The sequence below is a fragment of the Microcoleus sp. genome (genome assembly GCF_049646505.1).
Lineage (GTDB): Bacteria > Cyanobacteriota > Cyanobacteriia > Cyanobacteriales > Microcoleaceae > Microcoleus.
Genome location: NZ_JBARVX010000162.1, coordinates 1 through 25,504 on the forward strand (window position 1 = coordinate 1; position 25,504 = coordinate 25,504).

Genomic DNA, 25,504 nt, shown 5'->3' on the forward strand with positions numbered 1-25,504 from the left:
ACTCGTTACCAGGCTCCTGCCCGTTAACTGGTTAACCAGTTAACCATACATTCGATATTTAAGACTTTAAAAAAGGCCAATTCAATATTTTTTAGCTCATTTCAACCAGCCCTTCAATCGTTCCGTCACTTGAGGGCGGCGCAGCTTTCGCATTGCCTTATTTTGAATTTGACGGACTCGTTCGCGGGACAAATTGAACAAACTGCTGACTTCTTCTAAAGTGTAAGGTTCTCCAGTTATCAAACCGTAACGCATCGCCACAATCTCTTTTTCCCGTTCAGTCAAAATACTGTCCAACACCTCCAAAATATCTTGGCGCATCATCATCTCATTCATCTGAGATTCTGGAGATTGCGTCGCGCTATCTTCAAGAACATCCAAAAGTTCCGAACTTTCTTCCGTACCGATGCGGTGGTTGAGAGACAAAGATTGCCGGCGAACTTGCTGGAGGTAACGAAGCTGTTCGGCACTAACTTCCATTTCTCTAGCAACTTCAGTTTCAGTAGGATTGCGTTGAAGAGAACGCCTCAAATCCCGATAAACTCTTTTGAGTTTATTTAACTGTTCGACAATGTGAACCGGCAAGCGAATTGTCCGCCCTTGATTGGCAATTGTCCGAGTAATTCCTTGACGAATCCACCAATAGGCATAAGTTGAAAACTTGTAACCTTTTTCGGGATCGAACTTTTCGGCTGCTCGATTTAAACCCAAAGCTCCCTCCTGAATTAAATCAAGAAAAGGCACGCCCCGGTTGAGATAGCGTTTGGCAATCGAAACCACCAAGCGCAAATTCGAGCTGATCATTTTTCGTTTCGCCGACTGACACTGGTGGCGAAGCTGTTGCAGTTGAGTTTCGCTCACCCCCAAAGCCGCCGCGAGTTCAGCTTGTGTCGGCACTCTGTTCAATTCCTGCTGCAAACGCTCTTCTAGTTCCAGAAGGGCTACCAATTCTTGAACCCGACGCGCCAACTCAACCTCTTCGGTGGCACTCAGTAGAGGATAGCGAGCCATTTCTTTGAACAAAGCTCCCACGGGATCGTCGGCAGACCAGTTGTTGTATGCTGACGATCGAGTTACCGTCGGACGATCGATCTCGGTGTCCTCATCCTCTGCGATTGCGAGTGAGGCTTCGGGGGCCACCGCAAAACTGCCTAGGTCAGATTCTGCCATATTAATGCTTGGTATCCGTCGGATGATTGGAAAAGTATCCCTTCACTGTAACCAATTTAACCCGAAATTTCCGAAATCCCAAATCCGAAATCCGAAATCCCAAATCAATTAGTTCGAGCTAGTAAAGGAGCTGCCTGCAATAACTGCTGAGTATAAGGGTGCTGCGGATTAGTAAAAATATCCCTAGTCTTGCCAATTTCAACAATTTTTCCCGCATTCATTACCGCAATCCGATCGCAAAAAAATCTCGCCACCCACAAATCGTGCGTAATAAACAGATAAGTCAAATTAAATTCCTGCTTCAATTCCAACATCAGCTCCAAAACTTGAGTCTGCACGCTCGCATCCAGCATACTCACCGGTTCGTCGCAAATAATCAGTTGCGGGCGAGTAATTAAAGCGCGGGCGATCGAAACCCGCTGCTGTTGTCCGCCTGAGAGTTCCCCCGGATAGCGGCGAAAGAAATCCTCCCCCGGAGTCAAGCCCACGCGCTCTAACATTTGAATCACTTGTTTTTTAGCTTCGCTGGCATTAGCTAATTTGTGAATAAATAAAGGGTCAGCAATACTTTGCCCGACAGTCATCATCGGATTCAGGCAAGCGTGGGGATCTTGAAAGATCATTTGCATTTCGCGGCGGTGCTTCCTCACAGCATTGCGGTTCAGGGCAGTTATATCTATTCCTTGAAATTCAACTTTGCCGCCAGTCGCGGTAATTAGCTGCAAAATCGTGCGCGACAAGGTACTTTTGCCGCAGCCGGACTCCCCCACCAGCCCTAGGATTTCTCCCCGTTCTAGCTCTAAACTAACGCCGTCTACTGCTTTAATTACCTGGCGATTCTTAGAAAATAACTGCTCTAATAAATTGCTTTCTAAACTGTAGTGCTGCTGCAAATTCGTCACGGTCAACAGAGGCGAATTTGACTGGGATTGAAGCCGATAATTTTTCTTCTCCCCTCTATCCGTTACATCCGTTAAATCCTTTACAGAATCCGTTGCCGAACTTCCTTCTTCCTTCTGAATGTGCAAAGCTGCTTTGAGGAGCGATCGAGTATATTCGTGCTGCGGTTGTTGAAAAACATTCTGCACCGGCCCTGTTTCTACAACTTTGCCGCCGTACATCACCGCAATGCGATCGCAATACTCAGCCACCATCGCCAAATCGTGAGAAATCAACAAAATAGCCGTTCCCCGTTCCGCGCAAAGTCGCGTCAATTCCTGCATAATCTGGGCGGCGACAGTTACGTCCAAACTCGTCGTCGGTTCGTCCGCCACAATTAATTTAGGATCGAGCAAAAGAGCCAAAGCAATTGCTACTCTTTGCCGCATTCCGCCGCTAAATTCGTGGGGAAATTGCGACCAGCGAGACGCGGGAATTTTCACAGCTTCCAAAATCTCGATCGCCCGTTGCTTAGCCTGCTTGCGATTCAAATTCGGTCTGTGGGCTTGCAAAGTCTCGATGCAGTGTTCCCCAACAGTCATCAAAGGATCGAGACGAGTCATCGGATCTTGAAAAATCAACGCCACAGCTTCCCCGCGAAACCGTCTCAGCCGCGAAGCATCCATCTCAAACACCGACTCTCCAGCAAAACTAACTCGCCCCTCAATCAGCGTCGAATCCGGCAGCAACCGCATCGCCGCCCTTCCCAAAGTTGACTTACCGCACCCAGACTCCCCAACCAATCCCAGCTTTTCCCCCGGTTGCAGCGCCAGGGAAACCCCGTCAACCGCCCAACCGGATTGACCCCGCCGCTGAGGATAAGCTACTCGCAGATTTTCAACCGAAAATAGAGAAGAGTCATTAGTCATTAGTCATTAGTCCTCAGTTGTTAGTTGTTATTTGTTAGTTATTAGTTGTTAGTTATTAGTTATTGGTTGTTGGTTGTTGGTTGTTGGTTGTTGGTTGTTGGTTGTTGGTTGTTGGTTGTTGGTTGTTGGTTGTTGGTTGTTGGTTGTTGGTTATTAGTTATTAGTTATTGGTTATTAGTTGTTAGTTATTAGTTGTTAGTTATTAGTTACTGACTGTATCACGTCCAGTCATATAATTTTCAATCGTTAATCGTTTGTAGTGATAGCACAGAATCATCTGTCGGGATGACGGGAGAAATCTATACTTACCACAAACATTTTTTAATGATAATCGAGCGGACATGATATTAGTTATTATTTGTCAGCAGTCAGTAGTCAGTTAGGATCGAAAACTTAATAACTTAAACACCTCCTACAGTCCTCTCTCCTGTAAGTTGCTTTCCTCAAAGGAGGCAGAGCCTCCGGATCTGCATTACCAGGCAGAGCCTGGTAACGAGCAAACTAGCAATCGCTTAAGTTATTAAATTTTCATTCCTTAGTTGTTAGCCATTAGTCAGTATCTAATGACTAATGACTAATGACTAACAACTAATGACTAATGACTAATGACTGATGACTGATGACTAATGACTAATGACTAATGACTAATGACTAATGACTAATGACTGATGACTGATGACTGATGACTAAATTTCCCTTCGCTTCAACTCAGCTCTCCGCAGTATGTAAGTCGCCGCACAATCAGCGTGGGGATGGTCTGCTAAAACTTCGGCCAGTTCCAACACATATCCGGCGATGTCCGGCCCCAGCTTGTCAGTCAGCACTTGACGCTCCCTAGAGGCGAGTTCTTGCACGCGGGCCTTAGCTTGCCAATTCGGAGAAAACATCTTGTCAATCTGGGTGTGGAATCCCAGACTTTCGAGAATGTCCCACTCGCCGTTGTCGCACCAAATGCCCCCGCACAACATACACCGCTCTATGTAAAAGGGCACTCTGCTGAAGGGAACTTTCGCCCGCGACAAATAGTGACCGTCTTCGGGACACAGGGCTGCTTTGCTGTCGTAGGGAGATGGCGTGAATTCTATGCCGAGAGTGCCTGTCGCCTCTTCTGGCTTCTGGGATTTGTTGTACCACTGGCTCTGCTCTTTCTGCCAAGCTTCGTATTCTCTGCCTGGAATCCAGATACCGTAACAGTTGGGACACCACCGCACCGACATACTGCCGGCTAAGGTGCCGCCTTCTAAATTGGGATGTTTGCATTTTGGACATTCCACCGCTTTATTTCTCCTTGCCTTCTCGATTCCCTGTTTATTCAGTTATTAATTCTGCATCCGGGCGGGCCCGCTCAGAACCAGAATTTTTTTGCAGCAGCGCGCCGCAGTAGCCAATTAGCGTGTTGAGTCGCTCAGCAGCCGCAGTTTGCCTCGCCTGTGCTGTCGCTGGCTGCTTGGCTGCTTGCAAAAACGTGACATCTGTCCCCAATAACCGCAGTTGTTTGTGTATTTCCGTCAGATAGGACTGCTCGGGGGGTGTTTGTGGCGCGTCTAACTCACGGCTGTGGGCTTTCATAATCTGGTTTCCGAAAAATTGTTGCACTTTTGTGTATTCTGCAGCCAGCGCAGCCCGATCGGGATTGTCCTGTGCTGCAGTTCTTTGTAGCTGTTCGAGTGCTTGCTGTAATTCTTGGTAGCATTGGCGGCGGTCTTCGGACAATATCATGATTTTGTCAACAAATTTGTCTTTATAATCTAAGGTAAGATTCTTGTTTAACCTTTGCTCCTATTTCAGGGAAGCCGTGGATTTGGGCAGCAATTGCCTGTTTATTGAGAAAATTTCATCACTCGCCGACGTGACTCGGAAGAAAAGGCTGTTGCTTTTAGTTTAGCGTTGGCGCCGATCGCCGATCGCCCGCGACCTCCAAAAACCGATACCCTGTCAGGCTCGATCCCCAAATTTTAGACTTTTTTTTCAATCTCCCAGACTGCATCTGCGGAGTCAATCTAAAATCTAAAATACTTCAATCTTAAATCCACTGACCTCAACTGCTGCGGTCAAAACATTCCTATTTTACCGATCGACCGACCGCAGCAGCAACGCCTGGAGTCAATATATTTTCCTACCTGCGAGGGGCGGCGACTCAAAATTAAATAGGTATAGTTAACACAAAAATCGACTATTTTTGCCAATTGCAAATTGTGGCATTCAATTAGTTTAGTATAGCTAAACACATAATTTCGGCAATACAACCGAAAACTGGCTTTCAACCACTTGTATTTCTAATTTTTAAAGGTGTACCCGATGAACGCAAACACTCTGACTGCCTCTCCTTCGATCGATCCTGCCGTCGTTCCCGATTGGCTGCAAGAATGCCTGAATGGTCGATCGCAGACTGATGCGGCCCCTAACGCCAATTGCTCGACTGACAACAGTTTAATTTGTCGGGCCTTTGAATTTGCCCGCGACTTGCACGAAGGACAGTACCGCAAATCTGGAGAACCTTACATTTGCCATCCGGTAGCCGTCGCGGGAATACTCCGATATATGGGCGGCAACAACGTCATGATTGCCGCCGGTTTCCTCCACGATATTGTTGAAGATACAGATATTACTCTCGAAGAAATAGAACAGCGGTTCGGCGCGGAAGTGCGACAGTTGGTTGAAGGTGTCACCAAGCTTTCTAAATTTAATTTTTCCAGCACAACAGAGCGCCTTGCGGAAAATTTCCGCCGAATGTTTCTGGCAATGGCTAAAGATATTCGAGTGATTGTAGTCAAACTAGCAGACAGACTGCACAACATGAGGACTTTGGAGCATTTGTCTCCCGAAAAACAGCGCAGTATTGCCCTAGAAACCAGAGAGATTTTTGCTCCCCTGGCGAACCGTTTGGGTATCGGGCGCTTTAAGTGGGAATTGGAAGATTTAGCGTTTAAATACCTGGAACCGGACGCTTACCGCGAGATTCAGGAATTGGTGGCGGTGAAGCGGGGCGATCGAGAAACTCAACTCGCAGAAGTCACAGATAGTTTGCGAGAAAGGCTTGACAATTTAGGCATTAAATGCTATGAAGTCAGCGGCCGTCCCAAACATTTGTACGGAATTTACGGGAAGATGCAGCGCCGCCAAAAAGGCTTTAACCAAGTGTACGATATTGCGGCGGTGCGGATAATTGTAGAAACTAACGATGACTGTTATCGGGCATTGGCGATCGTCCACGATTCATTCCGCCCGATTCCCGGCCGCTTTAAAGATTATATCGGTTTACCAAAAGCCAACCGCTATCAATCCTTGCACACCGGAGTCATCGGCACCAGCGGCCGCCCCATCGAAGTACAAATTCGCACAGTAGCAATGCACCACATTGCAGAATACGGGATCGCAGCCCACTGGAAATACAAAGAAACAGGCGGTTCTAGCACCGCAGTCACCGGTGAAGACGAAAAATTTACTTGGCTGCGGCAACTCCTAGAATGGCAAAGCGATCTCAAAGACGATCGCGAATATTTACAAAGTATTAAAGACAACTTATTTGACGAAGATATCTACGTTTTTACTCCCAACGGAGACGTGATTTCACTAAACAGCGGATCGACACCCGTTGATTTTGCTTACCGCATCCACACAGAAATTGGCAATCGCTGCACCGGTGCGAGAGTCAACGGGCGGATGGTGACACTAGACAAGGTTTTAAAGAACGGCGACATCGTAGAAATATTGAACCAAAAAAACGGCCATCCCAGCTCCGACTGGCTGAATTTTGTCAAAACAAACGGAGCAAAAAACCGAATTCGCCAGTGGTTGAAGCGATCGCACCGAGATGAAAACCTCGCTCGCGGGCGGGAATTGCTAGAAAAAGAATTAGGCAAAAACGGCTTAGAATCCTTGCTGAAATCCGAACCCATGCAGTCGGTAGCTCAGCGCTGCAACTACCACAGCGTCGAAGACTTAATCGCCGGTTTGGGCTACGGCGAAGTCACCCTAAACCTCGTAGTAAATCGACTGCGAGATTTAGTAAAAGTGCAGCAAAAAATTGAAGCTGCACCCGGAGGAACCCAGGAAATCCCCCTGCTAATACCTGCATCGACGGCACCGAAACCCGTACCGAGTTCGTCTCCGAGCAAATCGCCGATCGCAGGTGTAGAGGGATTGCTCTACCATTTATCCGGCTGTTGCTGTCCGATTCCAGGGGAATCAATTATTGGAGTTGTGACTCGCACTCGCGGCATTTCCATTCACCGGCAAGGGTGTTCCAATGTCGAAAACGTGCCAGGAGATCGGTTGGTTCCTGTGAGTTGGAATTCGAGCGATCGCAGTGCTACCCGCCCGAATACTTATGCTGTCAACATTCAAGTTGAGGCACTCGATCGAGTCGGAGTTCTCAACGATGTACTGTCGCATTTAAAGGACAACAAAGTCAACGTCCGCAGCGCTCAAGTAAAAACCTATCCCGGATTGCCCGCATTAATTGACTTGTGCATGGATATTGAGGATAAGGAACAGTTCGAGCGGACTTGTATGCAAATTAAAAAGATGAGCGATATTTTGAATTTGCGGAGGCTGAGTGAAGGGACTTAAGTAACGGAGGACACGGAAATGCCGTTTCCCTACCCTAAAATAATCGTAGCACGGGCTGCAAGCTTGGGCGGCCGGAGAGGAGACGGCAGTGCCGTGTCCCTACCCCATAAATTGTAGGGAAACGGCACTGCCGTCTCCTCCGTTTGTATTATTCCGATGAAGAGAAGATTTGATATTAAGCCCATGAAATTTAAACTGTTTTCACAGGTAGCATTGCGCGAAGACATCCCCAATTACAATCTAAAAAAAGGTGCTATAGCAACTATTGTTGACCATTACCCGATGCCGGAAGGTGAAGAAGACGGTTATAGCTTAGAAGGTTTCAATGTCGAAGCAATTACAGTTGAAGTTGCCGAGTCCCAGATTGAATCAATCAAAGCTCCAGTTTTGCAGCTTGGCAAATTAAGCTAACGCCGACATCCGCTAGAAGTATATGTATGCGTGCGCTGCACACCTTACCGGACGTAGCGTGTCAAACCACTTTTTGCATCATTCCTGCCTTTATTTCGCCGGAGTCGCAGGCTTTGAGCCGCCCAACTTTTGCTGCAAAAACTGCCGCGCCACTTGTCCAGCTTCCTGCTGTTTTCCATCAACTTGATAGTTGAGTTTCCGCATATCTTCCTCGGAGATTTTGCCGCCCAATTCTGCGAGGACAGGGCGCAATTCCGGGTATTTTTCCAAAATTTGCGATCGCACAACCGGCACTGCTTCGTAGGGCGGAAAATAGTTTTTGTCGTCTTTCAGAACTACCAAACCCAAGCTTTGAATCAAACCGTCCGTCGTATTACCGGCAATCACATCTACTTCTTTTTGTTGCAGCGCTTGATAAAGCAATCCTAACAGCAACTCCTTCGGTTCTTCGGCAAATTTAATCCCGTAAGTTTTAGCTAATCCGGGAAATCCATCTTCTCTCTCTTTGAATTCCGGGCCGAAACCAGCGCGCAATTTTGGTGCAGCTTTTCCCAATTGCGAGAGAGTTTGTAAATTGAGTTTTTTAGCGTCGTCTCCGCGCACAATAATCGCAAAACTGTTATTAAATCCCAGCGGTTCCATCCATTCTGCTTGAAACTGTTTGGGATATTCTTGTTTGAGGTAATCGAGGACTTTTTTGGAGTCAGAAATCGGTTTTTGTTTGAGAATGTTGGTAAAACCTGTGCCCGTATATTCGACGTACAAGTCGATTTTACCTGTTGCTAGTGATTGATGGCAAAGCGAACCTCCGAGGTTGAGTTCGCGTTCTACTTTGATATCTGTTTTGGTTTCGATGTGAATAGCTAAAATTTCTGCTAGGATGACTTGTTCGGTAAAGTCTTTCGAGCAGATGACAACTTGTTTTTGGGAATTAGAGGTACATCCTGCTACTGCAAACAAACAAAGCAGCCAGCAGGAACAGAAAAAAAAATCGTTTCTAGATATTTTCATGAGTTAACGGTATAATTGGTAATTGATGATTGGTAATCGATTTTAGTAAACTATTTTAGGAACGGGCAAGATGCCCATTCCACAAGAACATTGAATTTTGGTGGAACGGGCATCTTGCCCGTTCTTAAGAATGGTGCAACATTTCAAGTTTACCCCATTTCCCTTGTCCTGTTGTAACATTTATTTATAGACATGGAGGACAAAAAATGGTAATCAGCGTCAGCGATATTATCCAGCAGCAGCGGCAATTTTTTGCAACTGGGAAAACTAAGGATGTGGATTTTCGGATCGAACAACTGAAGAAACTCAAAAGTGCGATCGAACTAAATCAATCACGAATAGTCGCTGCTGTCAAGGCAGACTTGAATCGACCGGAGTTTGAGGCTTATTTTGAAATCGCATCGATCGCCGAAGTTAATTATGCCATCAAAAACCTGAAATCTTGGGTAAAACCGAAAAAAGTGCCAACTTCGATCGACCAATTCCCCGCATCAGCCCGCATTTACCCAGAACCTTTGGGCGTAGTTTTGATCGTCGGGCCTTGGAATTACCCGTTTCAGCTCATGATATCACCTTTAGTCGGGGCGATCGCCGCCGGCAACTGCGCCATCCTCAAACCTTCAGAAATCGCCTCGCACACCTCCGAAGTTGTCGCCGACATGATTTCCAAAACCTTCGATCCCGCCTACGTAGCAGCCGTCGAAGGAGGCGTGGAAATCAGCAAACAATTATTAGCCGAAAAATTCGACCACATCTTCTTTACCGGAGGCACAAAAATCGGTAAAATAGTTATGGAAGCTGCGGCCAAACACCTGACACCTGTAACATTAGAATTGGGCGGCAAAAGTCCTTGCATTGTAGACTCAGATATTCAGATTGAATACACCGCAAAACGCATTGCTTGGGGCAAATTTATCAATGCCGGACAAACTTGTATCGCTCCTGATTACCTGTTAGTCGATAAAAAAGTCAAGCCTGATTTGATGCAGGCAATTAAAACAGCACTTCACGAATTTTACGGCGACGATCCTCAGCAAAGCCCGGACTATTCGCGAATCATCAATCAGCGGCAATTAGAACGTTTGAGTGCGTTTATCCAAGATGGAGATATTCTCGTGGGCGGGAAAGTTAAGCCGGAAGATAGATATATTGCACCGACAGTTTTAGATAATATTTCTTGGGATTCGCCGGTGATGCAAGATGAGATTTTTGGGCCGATTTTGCCCGTGTTGGAGTATGATGATTTCTCAGAGGCGATCGCCCAAATCAACGCCCGCCCCAAACCGTTAGCTTTGTATTTGTTCTCGAAGGATAAAGACAAACAACAGCGAGTTTTGCGGGAAACTTCATCAGGTGGACTTTGTATCAACGACACGGTAATGCAAGTGGGAGTGACAACTTTGCCGTTTGGGGGAGTTGGCGAAAGCGGCATTGGGAGTTATCACGGGAAAGCAAGTTTTGATACTTTTTCGCATTACAAAAGCGTGCTGCAAAAGTCTTTTTGGCTGGATTTGAAATGGCGGTATGCTCCCTATAAGGGTAAGTTGGATTTGATTAAAAAGGCGATCGGTTGAAAGTCAAAGTCTAATTTTTCCGTTCCATAATGTACGGTGCACGCTGCTTGCTTTACACGAAATCCGGGTTTCTCGTCTAGTTAATTCTTTAGTCGGGTTTCTGCCGACTTTGTGCGTGCAGTAGGGGTTTCAACCGCCGCATAAAAGGGATGGCCCAGATAGATTTAGGTTTGGGTTTGTGGCAAGGTGAGTATCTGGGAGTCGATCGACTGCGGCGGCGCTGGTAGGATGCTGAAGGAAATTGGATTCCGACTCTAGAAAAACGCGCTAAACAAGAACAACAGCGCGCCGAATTTGCCGAAAACTCGGTTAGCATCTTTGATGCAAAGACGGCGCGACTCCGGCATCGATCCCGATCGATTCTTGAACGGTTAATGCTGAATTGGGCGGGTTTTGTAGAAAGCGCGATCGCTCTTTTCATCAGTCTGGAAAAAAAAGGGCGATCGAACTTCTATTTACCTCAGCCTGACGCACAGCGATCCTGCTATAATTAAAATTGGTTAAGTGTTCTATAGCGATCCAGAGACAATGACCAAAACAGTTAAAGTAAGTGTACTCAACCAACCAAAACAATTAAAAGACTATTTTGATTTTTGGGCGGATGATGATATTCGCATTAAAGAGACGCGCATTGGGATCGAGGATATTCTTGATGAATACATTTATGGTAAGAAATCACCAGAAGTCATAGCAGAGCTGTTTCCGACAGTAACTTTAGAGCAGATTTACGCTACAATTTTTTACTATCTACAAAATCCCGAAATTGTAGGAAAGTATGTAGAAGATTGGTTAGAGTACACTCTAAAAGCACAGGCAGGACACGATGAAAATCCTCCCCCTGTTGTGTTCCGGCTTCGGAAGTTAAAAGCAGAACGCGAAGCGAATCTGGCTGCACAATAAATGGCAATTCACTACCTTATAGATGAAAATATGCCGCCATTATATCGCGAACAGCTATTGCGTTATCTACCGAATTTAATTGTCCGCACGGTTGGCGATTCAGGCGTGCCACCTAGAGGCGCACTCGATCCAGAAATTCTAGTTTGGTGTGAAGAAAATGGTTTTTTACTGATAACTAAAAACCGCCGTTCAATGCCATTTCACTTGGCAGATCATTTAAACGCAGGCAACCATGTAGCAGGAATTTTGGTGCTTCGCCGTCAAGCAGATGTCGGTGAAGTGATTGCCGATTTAGTATTAATTGCAGAGGCGGCTGATGATGATGAATATCTAGATCGCATTAGTTATGTACCTTTAGCTTAAGGGCGATCGCTCTTTTAAAAAGTTAAAGTAAGAGGATAGCAGATTTAACCTTGTTGAGAATTTCAAAAGCAATTTATGGAATCTTTAGCAAAAGAACGCTGTGCCGCCTGCCGCCGAAACTCTCCGCGCGTCACAGCTTACGAAATTGTCCAACTCAAACATCAAATTCCCGACTGGAATTTTGTCGAAAAAAATGGCGTTCCCCAGTTAGAACGCACCTACAAATTCCCGGATTTCAAAAGTGCGATCGCCTTTACAAACAGCGTCGCCGAAGTCGCAGAAACTGAAGGACATCACCCGGCGCTGTTAACCGAGTGGGGAAAAGTTACGGTAACGTGGTGGACTCACGCGATTTCTGGATTGCACCGCAATGATTTTATCATGGCGGCGAAAACAGATGCGATCGCCAATCAATTCGCAACCTAAAATCAGATTTATCGGCTGACAATAGTCTCAGAAATCACAGATCCGGGCGCTGGTGAATGCGGTTGATTTGTATTCAAAAACTCCAGATTTAGCCTGTAGCCGACATTCCGCACAGTTTGAATTAGGCTCGGCTGTCGCGGGTCGATTTCGATTTTTTTACGCAAAGAGAGTACGTGAGTGTCGATCGTCCGGGGGTTGTCAATAGCATCAGGCCAGGCCCGGCTGAGCAAATCCGATCGCGACAGCGGCACTCCTCCAGCTTGAGCCAGCACGTACAGCAGGCTGAATTCTTGAGGAGTCAGCTCGATGTGTTGCTCGTACAACCTGACTCGGCGCTGCACCAAATCAATTTTCAGCAGCCCGCACTCCAGCATCGCCGGCGGTACCATCGTGCGGTTGCGGCGCATCAAAGCTTCCACCCTAGCCATAAACTCTTGCATCCCAAACGGTTTAGTGAGGTAATCGTCGGCCCCCGACTTCAAACCTTCCACAATATCCGCTTCCGAATCCCGCGCCGACAGCATCAAAATCAGCGATTGCTGCTGCTCTCCCAGCCAGCGGCAAAATTCCAAACCGTCCCCATCCGGCAATTGGGCATCCAAAATGACCAGGGTTGGCTGACGGCTAAAAAATATTTCCCTAGCGTGACTGATATCTGCTGACTGGTGCACCCAATGACCGACTTGCTGTAAATGCCAGCCCAAGAGCGATCGCAGGTGCGGATTTCCTTCAACAATTGAAATACTTGCAGATCCCACAGCGGCGAGCTTCCCTTATCACTAATTGCTACCAGGTTAACAGAGCTTTTGTCATGGTTTTGTAACCATCGCTACTCAAGGCTTAGCTCCATTTAAAGCTGCGAACAAATCGATGGTATGAATTTTAAAGATTTTGTCAAGTTGGGATCGTCACCCTCTAGAAAGGTTAAATCATTGTGGCGGTGACATTACAATAAAAGTAAGACAGCGTACAGCCGATCGCCCCTATGCCCCAACCGCCTGCTTTGACCGAACTTCCCGACAGAGCTCCCAGTTCTAGGATGTTGACAAATCGCGCAACTCAAACTAGAATTCCTCCAACCGTTCGCTCGGTAGCCGGAACACTCACACAGTGCGATCGTCAAATTCAGCAACATCCCGACTCTATCAAACCCGAGGCGAATTATTTAGGGGCGATACAAAAAGTCGAGCCACTGCATTGCAGCGAGTGAAATTTTTTATGGAGGGTAGCCTGTTGAGCAGGGTAAAAACTTTTATTTAGCAATAGCCTGCTGCTGAGAAACTCAGCATCAATCGAGGCATTTTCTAAATCCCGCCGTCATTATACACCACAAAGGATTTCAAACTCACACCATGCTACAAGACACTCAAACAATCCGGCACTACCAAAAACTGACCGACGCCCTCGTCGAAATGTGGAATAGAGGTTATCGTTTCGATGACCTGCGGCTTTACTTAGACGGCTATTTAGCAGCCCTGCGACATTCAAACGGTTTAGAACCGTATTTGATTCACAGATTAGAGGAAGAAGCGGCGCGTTACATTCACGACCCCTCGAATTTTGAAATGCCGCAGACACAGACACAAACTGAAGCAGACTATTACTAAATAGTAAATTCGGTTTAATAAACCCTTGATTATTTGGGAATTGGGCATCGGGAATTGGGCATCGGGAATTGGTTGTTTGTTATTTCTTCCTTATTCCTTATTCCTTCTTGCCGATCTCCGTTACATCCGTTATATCCGTTACATCCGCCCTTACGAATCCGTTGCCGAACTTGCTTCTGCGGTAAATCAACCTAGTTCAACGTCAAACCCAATCGCTGTTAAGCCGTTGCGGCATTTAAATTGAAGGTCAAAAAAAAATAAAAGTCTTGTGGGGTGTCCCGCCCGCTCTGAATATCCAATGTTTATTTGCGTGACAGCTTATATCCCCGACTTATTTAATAAGTCGGGGATATGTTTGTTTTGTCTAATTTTAAGAAGCCAAAGCAACTTCTACAACTTCTTGCAATTCGCCCTTTTGATACATCTCGATCATAATATCCGAGCCGCCAAGAAACTCGCCGTTGATATAAACTTGGGGAATTGTCGGCCAGTTGGAATACTCTTTAACGCCTTGACGAATTTCCTGGTCAGCCAAAACATCTACAGTTTCGTAAGGCACTCCCAAAGTATTGAGAATTTGCACCACGGTATTAGAAAAACCGCACTGGGGCATTAATTTGTTGCCTTTCATGAACACCATGATTTTGTTTTGCTTAACCAAGCCGTCAATTCTTTCCTGTGCTGTAGTCATGGTAGCTCCTAATATTGTTTGAAAAATTTTTCAACGTTGACTGATCCAGGAACCGGGTTTTTTAGGAAAAGCTTTCGTTGCAGCCATTGATTCCGGCGAACCAACCCGGTTTATGTGGTTTCCAATTGTTTGTTAACTAACTGTTGACACAAGGACAAACTTGTGTCAACAGAGCAACTCAACAATTAAGCAACTGGACTTTTCGCTGCCCATTCGGCGGGAGTTAAAGTTTCCAGGGCCAAAGCGTGGATGGCTTCGCTAGCCATTGCCTGTTTGAGAGCGCCGTAAACCAGTTGGTGCTGCTTTACTCGACTTTTGCCTTCAAAGGCAGCAGAGACTACCCTCGCTTGGTAGTGGTCGCCCCCGCCGGTCAAATCGTCAACTTGTATCTTAGCGTCGGGCAATTCTGCCTGAATCATTTCTGCTACTTGAGACGGTGTAACCATTGGTATTTGTGATAAAGGGCTATATTGAGTATTTTAGTGGAACTATTTGTTAGACGATCGCGGTTGATTAGCAGCAGGCCGAGGAAAAGGCGCATCCACAAAACCCAATTCCAGTAACTGCTGGTAAGCTTTTTTGCCCAAGTCGCGAGTTGGCTGCTGCGATCGAATAATCTGAATCAGTAGGGGGACAGCCAGTTCCGGCTTGTTTTGCGCCCGGTGCACCAACGCCAGCCGATAGGTAGCTTCGTCGCGCATTTGAGCTGTTTCCACAGCTTTGGTGCGGTTGCTGTCGGCTAAGCGGATGTCAATTCCAGCAAAACTGCTGCTGAGTTGTTGGTAGAAGTTGGATAGTTGATTGAAAACTTGGCGGGATTCTTGGAGCTTCTGAGCCGCGAGAGTGTAATTTTGATTGGAAATAGCTCCGCTGGCTTCTGCCATCAAGCGCTGACCTCCTGCAATGCTCAGCAGGCTGCTGTCTTGCGTCAGAGGGCGGAGGTTGTTGGGGTCTGTGGGGTCGTCGGCGGGATCGACTTGCTGTTGGTTATCTGGTGCAGAAGGTTGTTGTGCTTGGGCTTGGAGCGGTGCCAACAGGGTCAAAACTGCGATCGCCCCGATCGTCATCCGGGCAGTGAAGCGAAGCCAGCAAACAGTTCCAGAGTATACCATGAAATTACTTTGCGCCCACCGCGCTTTTAAAAAGATATTTAGCTTGAGCCGATCGTACCATTGGCGATCGCAACCGGCCAAGTATACACCAAATTTGGCTAAATGTCAAAGGGGGCGATCGATTTTGGATTTGAGATTTGGGATTAAATCAAGAAAATCGCGGGCGATTCGGAAATATCCCGGCGGCTGAAACTGGGGCCAAACAAACTTTCGTCCCAGCAGACGGGGACTGAAGGAGAAAGGAAATTCAACCAGACTGATATTAGTTGAGCAATCCATGTCCGGCCCGAACTTTGTGCTATCTATCCAGGTTTAGGATGGCAATTATCCCAAATAAAACCGGGAAATTATCATTGATACAGCGGCGAATACTCTCACGAACAGAACTACAATCTCTTACATTATATCGTTTCCGGTTGCATCGGAATCATAAAATTGAGTCAACAGTTAACACTCAACCATTCAGTTTTTCGACCCGCCCGTCAACAGTTAACAGTTAACAGTTAACAGTTAACAATTATGTATGAGTGCAACCGGAATTGATATTAAACGTTTAAAGTCGCAGCTACAACTCGATGGTCTCGATCTTTCGCCAAATAGCTCACAGCAGCGCGAGCTTGAGGATTGTCAAATTTTCTCAGCGCCCGCGCAACTCGCATCCGAGTTTCCCAGTATTCGGCGCTCACCAGAGGTAGCAATTGCTGCAACGCTTCTTCGGCTTTCTCCGTATTTGCCAGGATGCCCAACCCGTCCGTCGCCACATCCTGCACTGGTATATCTTCGCCCGCTAGACCGATCGTACAAATTTCCAATATTGCCTCCGGGCACTGCATTTCGTACAGCGGAGCCATGATACTGCGGCGGACGAGCCAATTGTCATCTCGGCGAAAAGCTTCCACCAAGTGAGGAATTGCCTCGGTGCCGAACATTGACACAGAATTAGCCGCTTCTGCTCGCACGTTCGGATCGCGATCGAACTGCATCATTTTTAACAGCGCCGCGAAGGATTCGGCAGTTTTACTCTGGCGCAATCCCATCGCCACGAACGATCGTACCATAAACTCAGGATCGTCCACCTTGGTCAGCAACACCGGCAGCGCCACCGCAGCATCGCACTTTCTCAAAGCCGTTATCGCCCGCAGCCTGTCTTGAGAATCCGAACTTTCCAGCGCTGCTTCGATTTCGCTAATTTCCATGAGCCAATTTAAATATATTTTTGTTACTTTTCTTGACAATTTTAGCAATTATTGCCGGATTTTGGGAAAATTATAAAAAATTCAGTTATGAGATTATGTCTGCAAATTTAGAGGCTCAAACTTCAACACCAGAAGAAGTTCAGGAAGTAATTGCTGAGTTGGAGCAATACCGGCAACGGCTGATCGACGATACCCTGGAAATGGCTAAAAAGGTAAAAATGCCCAAGCAAGCAGTGATGAAGCAGTTGGAAAATCATCCAGAGATAGTTTACATCGACGGGGCGCTAGCGAAATTGCGATCGCAGCCCGAAAATTCGGACGGCGTTTGAAACCGAGTCTGTACCAACAATGTCCGACGGGAGCGGACTCAAGAAAATCAACTAATTTTCACCGCGCACTCTTCAAGCCGCTATTCTACGGTTTTGTTTGTACAAACCAGGTTTCAACTTGATAATGGGGATACTCGATGTTTGTCAACCAGCCATCCCCACTCAATTTATGTTTAAATTATCGCATTAGTCGATCGGCAGTTCGATCGCAAATTGAGTACCCTCGCCCAACACAGAAGAGCAAGTCAAACTGCCACCGTGCATTTCTTCAACTATTTGGCGACTGATTGACAAACCCAACCCCGTCCCTTGACCAACTAATTTCGTAGTAAACAAGTGGTCAAAAATCTGCGCTTTTACATCCTCTGACATCCCGTTACCATTATCTTTAATTTTCACCGCAACCCTTTGTCTGTCTTCAGTTAATGCTGTCGTAATAGTAATCGTATTGGGAGCGGCTGCAATTTCATTATAACTGTGTCCGCAATTGCGATCGTTCACAGCATCGATCGCATTTGAAAGCACATTCATAAACACCTGATTCAGTTGTCCCAAATAGCATTTTACCGGGGGAATATCTCCATATTCCTTGATAACTTGAATTTCAGGGTTCGCAACTTGAGCTTTCAGGCGGTGCTGCAAAATCATCAGCGTGCTGTCAATACCGTCGCAGATGTTAGCCGACACTTTGACAGCCGTATCGGTGCGGGAAAAGGTGCGGAGGGAAGTGCTGATGTTGCGGAGGCGATCGCATCCGATCTCCATCGATGATAATATCTTTGCTGTATCTTCCAACACATATTTTAAATCAATATCTTCCGCGTGGAGTTCAATATCTTGACCGGGATTTGGGCATTCTTTCTGATAAAGTTCCAAGTGATCTACTATGTCTCTTAGCGCCAAACTCAACTCCTTGACATTGCCATAAATAAAACCGACTGGATTGTTAATTTCGTGAGCAACACCAGCTACTAAATTGCCCAACGCCGACATTTTTTCGCTCTGAATCAACTGCAACTGCGATTGCTTGACTTGCGCCAAAGCAGCCGTTAGTTCCGCCGTGCGCGAGGATACCTTTTGTTCTAATTGTTTACTCAAATTTCGCAGTTTGACGTGAGTGTTGACGCGGGCCAAGACCTCCATTTCTTCAAAAGGTTTAGTGATATAATCAACAGCACCTAGCTGAAATCCTTTAATCTTATCTGCTGTATCCGACAAAGCAGTCATAAAAATTACTGGAATATCCTTTGTAGCTGCCGAAGCTTTGAGGCGGCGGCAAGTTTCAAAGCCGTCTATTCCCGGCATCATCACATCCAGTAAAATTAAACTCGGCAGCGTATATTCAACTTGTTTGAGAGCTCGATCGCCGTCAAGTGCGATCGCAACTTCATAACCCGCATCCGTCAACGCCTCGGAAATGACATCCAAATTGGCGGGCGTATCGTCTATTACTAAAATTAACTCAGCTTCTGACATAAATATTTTCCTTATTTAGTGAATATACCGATCGAGCAAATTCTCGATTTTGTCAGCTTGAAAGCTCTTTGCCAACTGCAAAATTTGCTCCACAAATTGAGTATAACCCTTGTCCAATTGTTCGATGCGCTTAGCTTCTTCAGTAAGTTTTTTCAATCTGCCCTGCTGCGCTAATTTCAGCAACAAAGCTAAATCTTCCGGTGCAGGAATAGGCATTCCTGAACTCTGGGTAACAGAATTAGATACAGCCGGGGGCGGTACTTGCTTTGCAGCAGTTTCAGTTGGCGATTGCCGGTCGTATTTCCATTGAGTTTGCAAATGCTTTTGCACGATAGAAAATAATTCCTCAAGCTGCACCGGCTTAGGCAGAAAATCATCGCCGCCAGCGTCTAAACTTTTTTGCCTGTCCATCTCATAAACAGACGCAGACGAAACGACGATACGCAGGTTTTTTAATGATTCAGAACTCCGCAACCCCCGCAGCATTTCAAAACCGTCCATCACAGGCATCGACAAATCAGCGACGATCAAATCCGGCTTAATTTGAGATGCTTTAGCTAAACCATCCTCGCCATTTTCAGCTTCGACGACTGCAAAACCAAGTGGTTCCAGAAGGCTAACAATCACTGAACGGTTCTGCCAGTTGTCATCGACGACGAGAATAGTTTTCTGAATTCCTTGATACCCGACAATCTGCTTGCCACTAGCAACATCGGCTGCATTTATCCAGTCAGCAGCTAAGGGGAAATCGACGGTAAAAGCGAAGATACTGCCAGCGCCAAATTGACTTGTTACTTCTATTTTACTGTTCATTAAACTCACAATTCTCGTGCTAATAGCCAGCCCCAGTCCGGTGCCTTCTGCCTTGCGGTTGCTATCTCCTACTTGTTCAAAAGGCGTAAAGATTTTTGACAGCGAATCAGGAGTCATGCCGGCGCCTGTATCTTCTATTTGGAAGCGAATTGTTCGACTTGGGATTGGGGACTTGGAGTTTTCGATTGCCGATCGCTCCGGCGGCGATGACTCGCATTTTATTACTTCCACATTGAAAGTTACGCTGCCTTTATCAGTAAACTTGACGGCATTTCCCAGTAAATTAATTAATACTTGGCGCAAGCGTTTTTCATCGGTTTCTATGCCTGCGGGAAGTTCAGCGTCGGGGAGATAAATTAATTCAATTTGTTTTTGTTCGCTGCGGATGCGTACAATTTCAACAATGCTTTGCAAGAAAGAGGGGAAATGAAAAGCTTTCGGGTGCAAATCTAATTTACCGGCTTCAATTTTTGAGAGATCGAGAATGTCATTAATTAGCGTCAAAAGATGGGAACCGCACTGGTAGATAATATTGACACCATTGCGCTCTTTTTCTCCCCAAGATTGGGAACGGTTCATGATTTGAGCGTAGCCCAAAATGCCGTTGAGGGGAGTGCGGAGTTCGTGGCTCATATTGGCGAGGAAGTCGCTTTTGGATTGGTTGGCTGCATCAGCAACTTGTTTGGCTTGTTGAAGTTGGACAGTGCGTTCTTCTACTCGCTGTTCTAACTCGTTATTAAGTTTTTTGAGGGCTGCTGCTGCTTGTCTATTTTCGTTAATTACCGCAGATAAAATATAGGTGGTAACGGCGACAACACCGATAAAAGATTGCAGCAGAAACAGCGATTCTTCGAGGGAAGGCCTGACAAAGGAACCCAAGCCGCGGGATGTTCCAAAAACTGCGATCGCCGATACAATCACCACCAGCAAAGTCGATTGTCGCGCGCCGAACCGAAATGCCGACCAAATCAGCAGCGGAATTATCATGTACTCGACAGGATACTTTTCCCAAAAGGCGATTTTACTGATGAGAAGCAGCAATAGCAGCAAAAGTCCAAATTCTGCCACCTGCGGCGGCCGAAGTTTTTCGGACGGTTTGGGCGATCGAGCCCAAGCCAAAATTGCTGGGGTTACAATCAGCGTACCAGCAATGATTGAGGTAAACCAACTCCGCCAAACTTCTGGGTAACTTGTCCAAGGGCTAATGCCTTTTAGAGACAGTGCGGTAACGGCGACAGTAGTGCTGACGATCGGGGTGGGTATTTGCAGTACGAAAAATCTGAAAACATCTGGCGATCGCCCCAGTAAATCTCGGTGTTTTACAAAGCGATTAATCAGGAAACTTGCGGATAGCGTATCTGCTGTATTGCAAACAGCAATGAAACAGCTTGTCAGAAAATCTGGCTGATAAAACAGTATAAATTCAGTCAAAAAGTCACCGATTAATAGTGCCGGCCAAATCCGATAACCTAGAATTAAAAAAGCTGCCAAGAAAAGACCCGCTGAGGGCCAAATTGCTGAAGAGCCATTTTGGAAGGATACCAACAGGCATATTTTGGCAAGAATTAAGTGGATTGGAGGAATTATGAGTGATGCTAGCAGTGTATTTTTGTCTATGTAAAAAAAGTTATTTATAGGTGTGCTTGTTCGCCATAGCTGTTTTAGTAGTTGTTTCATGCAGTTCGCAATTAAAACAAGATTTTCTTCAAAATACTCTACATTTAGGCTGGTTTGCGGTGACGCCGATCGCACTTCTGGTAAAATTTAAATATGCCATCTCCGAAGAATTATCTACTAGCTATTTGTCTATGACTCTCCAATTAAGCGAAAAAGCCAAAGAATTAATCCCGAAAGCCCGAATTGTCAGCTTGACAGCCTGGGAAAATTCGCACTCTCCCGCAGAAATCCAACTGATTCAGGCTGCTGACGACGCAGGGCGCTATCTCGCAGACGAAGATTTGCAACAACTTCACTCATCTGAACCAACATCAATTAATAGTGCTAAGTTTCTGCGCGACAGTGCTGCCGATATCGTATCGGAAGCCCGGGAACAAGTTTTAGCCGCATATCCAAATATTTCTGAACCTGGAGGCGATCTTTATCCCCCCGCCAGGGCGGAGGCTTGTTGGCGGGATTTCTGGCATTTTCTGCGCTGCATTACCTATGGAATTGCGGGAAATATCCCGGAATTTACCAGCGAGGAAGGGCTGCACAACATGAATTTGCTCTATCAAGAGTTGGGCGTTCCTTTGCCTGCAATGGTTCTGGGTTTGTCAGGGATTAAGGCTGCTAGTTTGAAGCGGTGCGATTTGGGCGATGCAGCAAAATTAGCTCCTTATTTCGACCATTTGATTGCGAAAATGAGCCAGTTTAGTGCTGTTTGATAAAAGATTAGAATTAGATTGAAATCGGCGATTGAAATCGCCGATCGATCTTTTCGCGGGTCTTGTCGGTTTTCCTTGCTTTTTTTCTGATTTTGTGCTATGTGTTGGCCATTTTTTGGGCTGCATACCAAATGTTCGCAGTGCGTGCGGTTAATCTAGCAGACACGATATGACTTGAAAATTACCAAATTCTCCCGCAATCTGAGAAAATAGAAAAGGATTTTTTTATAGATAACCTTCAAATACTCAAAAATCAAGATGACTGATATTCAAACAGCGATCGATCCGGCAGAAAGCGACGCTTTGCTGCAAAAAGTCAGGGAACAAAGAGCTCTGGAAACTTTCAATCCCAACGATAGCGAACTTCTCAAAAAGATGGTCGAGTCTATGGGAGATTCGCGGGGAATGATGCGGCTGAATTTTGCCGAAACCCTCGGCTCAATTGGCAAACCAGCAACTCCTTTTTTGGTGGAAGCTCTAGCACACCACCCCAACCCTGTCGTCCGCAGAGCAAGTGCTAAAACGCTGACTCTGATTGGCGATCCCGTCGCCCTTCCGGCGCTGTTAGAGGCTTTTTTGCACGACGAGGATACTGTTGTTCACGGTTCGGCTGCGGCAGCCCTGGCTCAGTTGGGCGAACCGTCAGTGCCCCATTTGTTGGAAGTTTTAGCTTCGCCAAAACATTCTGAAAATACTAAGGGACACGCAGCTTGGGCTTTGGCGTTTATTGGCTCGAAGGCAAAAAAATATTTGTATCGGGAAATCGCGTCGGATTCGGTTGAGGTGCGGGCTGCTGTCGTAGGGGCGATCGCCAAAATCGCTCAAGAAGAACCCGAAGAAGCCGCTTTTGAACTGTTAGTTAATGCTCTAACAGACACAGCGGAAATTGTGCGCGCAGAAGCAGCCTCTGCTTTGGGAATTGCGGCTTACAAACCTGCACTTCCTAAGTTGATTGAGTTGCTGCACCATGCGAATTGGGAAAGTAGAAAAGCGGCGGCTCTAGCTTTGATGAAAATTGGAACTAGCGAAAATCCGCCGGAGTTTTCTGTTATTTTGGAACCGTTGGAAGCTGCGCTTGTGAATGAGTCGGAAGCGCCTGTGCGACAGGTGATTCAGTTGGCAATTTCTCAGATTCACAAACAGTCGGAGGCTGATGATTGGGAATAGATATTCTGAGATCGGACGGCGGTTAAAACCGCCCTGCAAGTCAAACCGCGCATTCTTCAACCCGCAGAGGCTGGTTTTGTTTGGATAGCAGCGATTTTGATCGCTGAGTCTTCTAAAAAAATCAACTAAAAAAATGAACAAAAATCGCATTCCTGAAATTGAAACCAACCTCCGCGCGCCCGCACTGAACATCCGTAAAGCCGCCTTAGACGAATTAGCAGAATTTCCCGCCGATCTCGCCGTTCCAATTCTGCAAAAACTAGGTGAAGAGGAAAATTTCATACTGCGCCTTCTTGCTGTGATGGGCTTGGGAAATCACCGAAATGAAGCGTCTTTTGCTGCTTTGCAAAAGATTATTCGAGAAGAGTCAGATAGTAATGTAGTCGCTGAGGCAGCTAATTCTATTTTTGATTTTGGCGAGCCAGCAATTCCTGTAATTCAACAATTATTTGAGAGTAATGATAACTGGTTGGTTCGTCAAACGGTGCTTTCTTTGTTGGTAGAAACCAGTCACTTTGATGTATTGTTGGCGGTAGCAATGGCAGCCCTTGATGATGAAACGCAAACTGTTCGAGAAGCTGGTATTCTGGCTCTCAAACAAGTCTTGAAGTCTCCTTTGAAGGATGAGGCTTTAAGTTTGCTAACAACTATGGCGCGAGATTCGTATTGGCGGAATCGGTGGCGGGCGGCGATCGCCCTCCACGGTACTCAAGACTCCCAAGCTAAAGAATTGCTCTCCCAACTGCAGCGGGATGAGCATTACAGGGTGGTTGCTGCGGCTTTGGAAGGCACTGTGGCAGAAAACTGAGTCAAACTCATCCGCGAGGCCGATCGACTCACGGGCGAGATCGAGGAGCTCGATCGACCAGACATACTGAGTGGACGCAGGCGGGATCGAACACCCGCTTTGGGCCTCAAGCATCTCTCGGAGAAACCGCGTTTTTTGCGTAAATCCTCCCCTGGTAGGATGCTCCGCGCCCTGTGTCCCCTATAGCAGAATGTTACAGATTATTACTTTGTTTCTAATAAATGAGACTGAGAGGCCCGTTGTCTTTTATGTTCTAAATCGACTTGTTAAATAACAAGATTTTTACCTTTTATTCAGAAGGAGAGCTCAATGCTAGACGCATTTTCCAGAGCCGTAATTACGGCAGATGCCAAAACCGGTACTATTGGTGGAGCTGAACTTGCTTCGCTCAGAAGCTTTATTGCTGAAGGCAACAAGCGCTTGGACGCTGTAAACGCGATCGCCAGCAACGCTAGCTGCATAGTTTCTGATGCCATCGCCGGCATGATCTGCGAAAACCAAGGCTTGATTCAAGCAGGTGGCAATTGCTACCCCAACCGCCGCATGGCTGCTTGCTTGCGCGACGGCGAAATCATCCTGCGCTACGTTAGCTACGCTTTGCTCGCTGGCGATGCTTCCGTTTTGGACGATCGTTGCTTGAATGGCTTGAAAGAAACCTACATCGCTCTGGGCGTGCCTTCTGGCTCCGCAGTTCGTGCAGTTCAAATCATGAAAGCTAGCTCTGTTGCTCACATTAACAACACAAATACAGAAGCTCAAGCTGGCAATCGCTTCCGCAAAATGGAAACCATTGATGGCGACTGCTCCTCTTTGGCATCTGAAGCTGCTAGCTACTTCGATCGCGTTGCTTCTGCTCTGAGCTAATTCAAGCAGGCCAATAGTTACTGGCTCTGCGGCCAGTTGAATTGAAACAAACTGTCAAAAATCTATTTCTGGAGATCTCAGAACATGAAATCAGTAATCACCACAGTAGTTACGGCTGCTGATGCGGCGGGGCGTTTCCCCTCCTCTTCTGACTTGGAATCGGTTCAAGGAAGCATTCAACGGGCTGCTGCTCGTCTAGAAGCTGCTGAAAAGCTGGCTGCTGGAATCGACGCAGTTGCTAAAGAAGGCTACGATGCTTGCATCAAAAAATATCCTTACTTGAACAACGCTGGCGAAGCCAACGAAACTCAAGTCAAAAAAGACAAGTGTATGCGCGACATCAAGCACTACCTGCGCTTGATCAACTACTGCTTGGTAGTTGGCGGCACCGGCCCTCTTGATGAATGGGGTATTGCCGGTCAACGCGAAGTTTACCGCGCCTTGAACTTGCCTACAGCTCCTTACGTTGCTGCTTTGGTGTACACTCGCGATCGCGCTTGCGCTCCTCGCGATATGTCTCCTCAAGCCTTGGTAGAGTTCCGCGCTCTCCTCGACTACACGATCAACTCTCTTTCCTAGAAAGCTCGATCGCATAATTCACGGCTAGGTTGGACATAAGTTCGATCGGTTGTGAGGGGACTCTTGGGACGCTGCAAAAGCCTAAATCGGGTTTAGTGTCGTGCCAAGAGTCCCTTAATTTTAAGAGTCATCAGTCATTAGTTATTAGTCATTAGTTATTGGTTATTAGTTATTGGTTATTAGTTATTGGTTATTAGTTATTGGTTGGTAGGGGCGGTGCCCCCGTGCCCGCCCTCAGTTATT

The 25,504-nt window shown here is 46.5% G+C and carries 27 protein-coding genes; 15 read left to right on the plus strand and 12 right to left on the minus strand.

The window, feature by feature from the left end; genetic code table 11:
• Positions 1-96: 96 nt before the first annotated feature.
• The 4 genes from WBA89_RS08650 to patD all read right to left on the minus strand — a co-directional run bounded on the left by WBA89_RS08650 (position 97) and on the right by patD (position 4,697).
• Complete coding sequence (locus WBA89_RS08650) at positions 97-1,170, minus strand: RNA polymerase sigma factor, RpoD/SigA family (protein WP_424405641.1); 1,074 nt, start codon at positions 1,168-1,170, stop codon at positions 97-99.
• 104 nt (positions 1,171-1,274) lie between these two features.
• Positions 1,275-2,978, minus strand: a complete 1,704-nt coding sequence (locus tag WBA89_RS08655) for a dipeptide ABC transporter ATP-binding protein (RefSeq protein ID WP_424405643.1) — start codon at positions 2,976-2,978, stop codon at positions 1,275-1,277.
• Between the two features lie 686 nt (positions 2,979-3,664).
• Entirely contained in the window at positions 3,665-4,252 is a 588-nt protein-coding gene (locus WBA89_RS08660; protein WP_424405645.1) for a zf-TFIIB domain-containing protein, read from the minus strand.
• A gap of 34 nt (positions 4,253-4,286) precedes the next feature.
• Positions 4,287-4,697: a heterocyst frequency control protein PatD gene (gene patD, locus WBA89_RS08665; RefSeq protein WP_424405647.1), complete on the minus strand. Its 411-nt coding sequence runs from the start codon at positions 4,695-4,697 to the stop codon at positions 4,287-4,289.
• Between the two features lie 579 nt (positions 4,698-5,276).
• On the opposite strand from patD, the gene WBA89_RS08670 reads away from it, so the two are divergent.
• Both WBA89_RS08670 and WBA89_RS08675 read left to right on the plus strand, forming a co-directional pair.
• Positions 5,277-7,550 (plus strand): RelA/SpoT family protein, encoded by a 2,274-nt coding sequence (locus WBA89_RS08670; protein WP_424405649.1) that lies wholly within the window; start codon positions 5,277-5,279, stop codon positions 7,548-7,550.
• Between the two features lie 183 nt (positions 7,551-7,733).
• A complete protein-coding gene (locus WBA89_RS08675) occupies positions 7,734-7,961 on the plus strand; it encodes a DUF4926 domain-containing protein (protein ID WP_424405651.1) in 228 nt (75 codons plus the stop codon).
• 90 nt (positions 7,962-8,051) lie between these two features.
• On the opposite strand, the gene WBA89_RS08680 is transcribed toward WBA89_RS08675, so the two are convergent.
• A complete protein-coding gene (locus WBA89_RS08680; protein WP_424405653.1) occupies positions 8,052-8,972 on the minus strand; it encodes a glycine betaine ABC transporter substrate-binding protein in 921 nt (306 codons plus the stop codon).
• Between the two features lie 206 nt (positions 8,973-9,178).
• On the opposite strand from WBA89_RS08680, the gene WBA89_RS08685 reads away from it, so the two are divergent.
• From WBA89_RS08685 to WBA89_RS08700, 4 genes are all read left to right on the plus strand, one after another.
• The gene (locus WBA89_RS08685) at positions 9,179-10,546 is read left to right on the plus strand and encodes an aldehyde dehydrogenase (protein ID WP_424405655.1); all 1,368 of its coding nucleotides are present in this window, start codon (positions 9,179-9,181) and stop codon (positions 10,544-10,546) included.
• 528 nt (positions 10,547-11,074) lie between these two features.
• The gene (locus WBA89_RS08690) at positions 11,075-11,446 is read left to right on the plus strand and encodes a DUF433 domain-containing protein (RefSeq protein WP_193975699.1); all 372 of its coding nucleotides are present in this window, start codon (positions 11,075-11,077) and stop codon (positions 11,444-11,446) included.
• Positions 11,447-11,809 carry a DUF5615 family PIN-like protein gene (locus WBA89_RS08695; RefSeq protein WP_424405657.1) on the plus strand — a complete coding sequence of 121 codons (363 nt, stop codon included), beginning with the start codon at positions 11,447-11,449 and terminating at the stop codon, positions 11,807-11,809.
• A gap of 75 nt (positions 11,810-11,884) precedes the next feature.
• Positions 11,885-12,235: a 4a-hydroxytetrahydrobiopterin dehydratase gene (locus tag WBA89_RS08700; RefSeq protein WP_424405659.1), complete on the plus strand. Its 351-nt coding sequence runs from the start codon at positions 11,885-11,887 to the stop codon at positions 12,233-12,235.
• A gap of 8 nt (positions 12,236-12,243) precedes the next feature.
• Here the strand turns inward: WBA89_RS08700 and WBA89_RS08705 are convergent, their stop codons facing one another.
• Positions 12,244-12,993, minus strand: coding sequence for a response regulator transcription factor (locus tag WBA89_RS08705; protein WP_424405661.1), 750 nt, complete (start codon positions 12,991-12,993; stop codon positions 12,244-12,246).
• A gap of 227 nt (positions 12,994-13,220) precedes the next feature.
• Here WBA89_RS08705 and WBA89_RS08710 point away from each other — a divergent pair, with 227 nt between their 5' ends.
• Both WBA89_RS08710 and WBA89_RS08715 read left to right on the plus strand, forming a co-directional pair.
• Positions 13,221-13,445, plus strand: a complete 225-nt coding sequence (locus WBA89_RS08710; RefSeq protein ID WP_424405663.1) for a hypothetical protein — start codon at positions 13,221-13,223, stop codon at positions 13,443-13,445.
• A gap of 142 nt (positions 13,446-13,587) precedes the next feature.
• Positions 13,588-13,842 (plus strand): DUF6761 family protein, encoded by a 255-nt coding sequence (locus WBA89_RS08715; RefSeq protein ID WP_193975915.1) that lies wholly within the window; start codon positions 13,588-13,590, stop codon positions 13,840-13,842.
• Positions 13,843-14,212: 370 nt separating this feature from the next.
• On the opposite strand, the gene grxD is transcribed toward WBA89_RS08715, so the two are convergent.
• From grxD to WBA89_RS08730, 3 genes are all read right to left on the minus strand, one after another.
• Positions 14,213-14,533, minus strand: a complete 321-nt coding sequence (gene grxD, locus WBA89_RS08720; protein WP_424405665.1) for a Grx4 family monothiol glutaredoxin — start codon at positions 14,531-14,533, stop codon at positions 14,213-14,215.
• A 185-nt stretch (positions 14,534-14,718) separates the two neighbouring features.
• Positions 14,719-14,979: a BolA family protein gene (locus tag WBA89_RS08725; RefSeq protein ID WP_424405667.1), complete on the minus strand. Its 261-nt coding sequence runs from the start codon at positions 14,977-14,979 to the stop codon at positions 14,719-14,721.
• A gap of 42 nt (positions 14,980-15,021) precedes the next feature.
• On the minus strand, positions 15,022-15,645 hold the full coding sequence (locus WBA89_RS08730; protein WP_424405669.1) for a hypothetical protein: 624 nt from the start codon (positions 15,643-15,645) through the stop codon (positions 15,022-15,024).
• Here WBA89_RS08730 and WBA89_RS08735 point away from each other — a divergent pair.
• Positions 15,644-15,835 (plus strand): hypothetical protein, encoded by a 192-nt coding sequence (locus WBA89_RS08735; protein WP_424405671.1) that lies wholly within the window; start codon positions 15,644-15,646, stop codon positions 15,833-15,835. The genes WBA89_RS08730 and WBA89_RS08735 overlap by 2 nt on opposite strands.
• 355 nt (positions 15,836-16,190) lie before the next feature.
• Here the strand turns inward: WBA89_RS08735 and WBA89_RS08740 are convergent, their stop codons facing one another.
• Positions 16,191-16,841: a HEAT repeat domain-containing protein gene (locus tag WBA89_RS08740; RefSeq protein ID WP_424405673.1), complete on the minus strand. Its 651-nt coding sequence runs from the start codon at positions 16,839-16,841 to the stop codon at positions 16,191-16,193.
• Between the two features lie 95 nt (positions 16,842-16,936).
• On the opposite strand from WBA89_RS08740, the gene WBA89_RS08745 reads away from it, so the two are divergent.
• Positions 16,937-17,170 (plus strand): acetyltransferase, encoded by a 234-nt coding sequence (locus tag WBA89_RS08745; protein WP_424405675.1) that lies wholly within the window; start codon positions 16,937-16,939, stop codon positions 17,168-17,170.
• A gap of 186 nt (positions 17,171-17,356) precedes the next feature.
• On the opposite strand, the gene WBA89_RS08750 is transcribed toward WBA89_RS08745, so the two are convergent.
• Positions 17,357-18,646 (minus strand): sensor histidine kinase, encoded by a 1,290-nt coding sequence (locus WBA89_RS08750; protein WP_424405677.1) that lies wholly within the window; start codon positions 18,644-18,646, stop codon positions 17,357-17,359.
• Between the two features lie 15 nt (positions 18,647-18,661).
• A complete protein-coding gene (locus WBA89_RS08755) occupies positions 18,662-21,136 on the minus strand; it encodes an MASE1 domain-containing protein (RefSeq protein WP_424405679.1) in 2,475 nt (824 codons plus the stop codon).
• On the opposite strand from WBA89_RS08755, the gene WBA89_RS08760 reads away from it, so the two are divergent.
• The 5 genes from WBA89_RS08760 to WBA89_RS08780 all read left to right on the plus strand — a co-directional run bounded on the left by WBA89_RS08760 (position 21,103) and on the right by WBA89_RS08780 (position 25,261).
• On the plus strand, positions 21,103-21,843 hold the full coding sequence (locus WBA89_RS08760; protein WP_424405681.1) for a phycobilisome protein: 741 nt from the start codon (positions 21,103-21,105) through the stop codon (positions 21,841-21,843). The genes WBA89_RS08755 and WBA89_RS08760 overlap by 34 nt on opposite strands.
• 258 nt (positions 21,844-22,101) lie before the next feature.
• Positions 22,102-23,010: a HEAT repeat domain-containing protein gene (locus WBA89_RS08765; RefSeq protein ID WP_424405683.1), complete on the plus strand. Its 909-nt coding sequence runs from the start codon at positions 22,102-22,104 to the stop codon at positions 23,008-23,010.
• Positions 23,011-23,143: 133 nt separating this feature from the next.
• The gene (locus WBA89_RS08770) at positions 23,144-23,818 is read left to right on the plus strand and encodes a HEAT repeat domain-containing protein (RefSeq protein WP_424405685.1); all 675 of its coding nucleotides are present in this window, start codon (positions 23,144-23,146) and stop codon (positions 23,816-23,818) included.
• A 309-nt stretch (positions 23,819-24,127) separates the two neighbouring features.
• Positions 24,128-24,682 carry a bleomycin hydrolase gene (locus WBA89_RS08775; RefSeq protein ID WP_194061500.1) on the plus strand — a complete coding sequence of 185 codons (555 nt, stop codon included), beginning with the start codon at positions 24,128-24,130 and terminating at the stop codon, positions 24,680-24,682.
• 84 nt (positions 24,683-24,766) lie between these two features.
• Positions 24,767-25,261: a bleomycin hydrolase gene (locus WBA89_RS08780; RefSeq protein WP_194012005.1), complete on the plus strand. Its 495-nt coding sequence runs from the start codon at positions 24,767-24,769 to the stop codon at positions 25,259-25,261.
• Positions 25,262-25,504: the final 243 nt, after the last annotated feature.

Coding starts and splice junctions, on each gene's coding strand:
- WBA89_RS08735 (WP_424405671.1), top strand. CDS start 15,644: ATGAAATTACTTTGCGCCCACCGCGCTTTTAAAAAGATATTTAGCTTG.
- WBA89_RS08680 (WP_424405653.1), bottom strand. CDS start 8,972: ATGAAAATATCTAGAAACGATTTTTTTTTCTGTTCCTGCTGGCTGCTT.
- WBA89_RS08655 (WP_424405643.1), bottom strand. CDS start 2,978: ATGACTAATGACTCTTCTCTATTTTCGGTTGAAAATCTGCGAGTAGCT.
- WBA89_RS08740 (WP_424405673.1), bottom strand. CDS start 16,841: ATGGAAATTAGCGAAATCGAAGCAGCGCTGGAAAGTTCGGATTCTCAA.
- WBA89_RS08730 (WP_424405669.1), bottom strand. CDS start 15,645: ATGGTATACTCTGGAACTGTTTGCTGGCTTCGCTTCACTGCCCGGATG.
- WBA89_RS08710 (WP_424405663.1), top strand. CDS start 13,221: ATGCCCCAACCGCCTGCTTTGACCGAACTTCCCGACAGAGCTCCCAGT.
- WBA89_RS08675 (WP_424405651.1), top strand. CDS start 7,734: ATGAAATTTAAACTGTTTTCACAGGTAGCATTGCGCGAAGACATCCCC.
- WBA89_RS08755 (WP_424405679.1), bottom strand. CDS start 21,136: ATGAAACAACTACTAAAACAGCTATGGCGAACAAGCACACCTATAAAT.
- WBA89_RS08725 (WP_424405667.1), bottom strand. CDS start 14,979: ATGGTTACACCGTCTCAAGTAGCAGAAATGATTCAGGCAGAATTGCCC.
- WBA89_RS08695 (WP_424405657.1), top strand. CDS start 11,447: ATGGCAATTCACTACCTTATAGATGAAAATATGCCGCCATTATATCGC.
- WBA89_RS08765 (WP_424405683.1), top strand. CDS start 22,102: ATGACTGATATTCAAACAGCGATCGATCCGGCAGAAAGCGACGCTTTG.
- WBA89_RS08770 (WP_424405685.1), top strand. CDS start 23,144: ATGAACAAAAATCGCATTCCTGAAATTGAAACCAACCTCCGCGCGCCC.
- WBA89_RS08650 (WP_424405641.1), bottom strand. CDS start 1,170: ATGGCAGAATCTGACCTAGGCAGTTTTGCGGTGGCCCCCGAAGCCTCA.
- patD (WP_424405647.1), bottom strand. CDS start 4,697: ATGATATTGTCCGAAGACCGCCGCCAATGCTACCAAGAATTACAGCAA.
- grxD (WP_424405665.1), bottom strand. CDS start 14,533: ATGACTACAGCACAGGAAAGAATTGACGGCTTGGTTAAGCAAAACAAA.
- WBA89_RS08745 (WP_424405675.1), top strand. CDS start 16,937: ATGTCTGCAAATTTAGAGGCTCAAACTTCAACACCAGAAGAAGTTCAG.
- WBA89_RS08670 (WP_424405649.1), top strand. CDS start 5,277: ATGAACGCAAACACTCTGACTGCCTCTCCTTCGATCGATCCTGCCGTC.
- WBA89_RS08715 (WP_193975915.1), top strand. CDS start 13,588: ATGCTACAAGACACTCAAACAATCCGGCACTACCAAAAACTGACCGAC.
- WBA89_RS08700 (WP_424405659.1), top strand. CDS start 11,885: ATGGAATCTTTAGCAAAAGAACGCTGTGCCGCCTGCCGCCGAAACTCT.
- WBA89_RS08750 (WP_424405677.1), bottom strand. CDS start 18,646: ATGTCAGAAGCTGAGTTAATTTTAGTAATAGACGATACGCCCGCCAAT.
- WBA89_RS08775 (WP_194061500.1), top strand. CDS start 24,128: ATGCTAGACGCATTTTCCAGAGCCGTAATTACGGCAGATGCCAAAACC.
- WBA89_RS08780 (WP_194012005.1), top strand. CDS start 24,767: ATGAAATCAGTAATCACCACAGTAGTTACGGCTGCTGATGCGGCGGGG.
- WBA89_RS08685 (WP_424405655.1), top strand. CDS start 9,179: ATGGTAATCAGCGTCAGCGATATTATCCAGCAGCAGCGGCAATTTTTT.
- WBA89_RS08690 (WP_193975699.1), top strand. CDS start 11,075: ATGACCAAAACAGTTAAAGTAAGTGTACTCAACCAACCAAAACAATTA.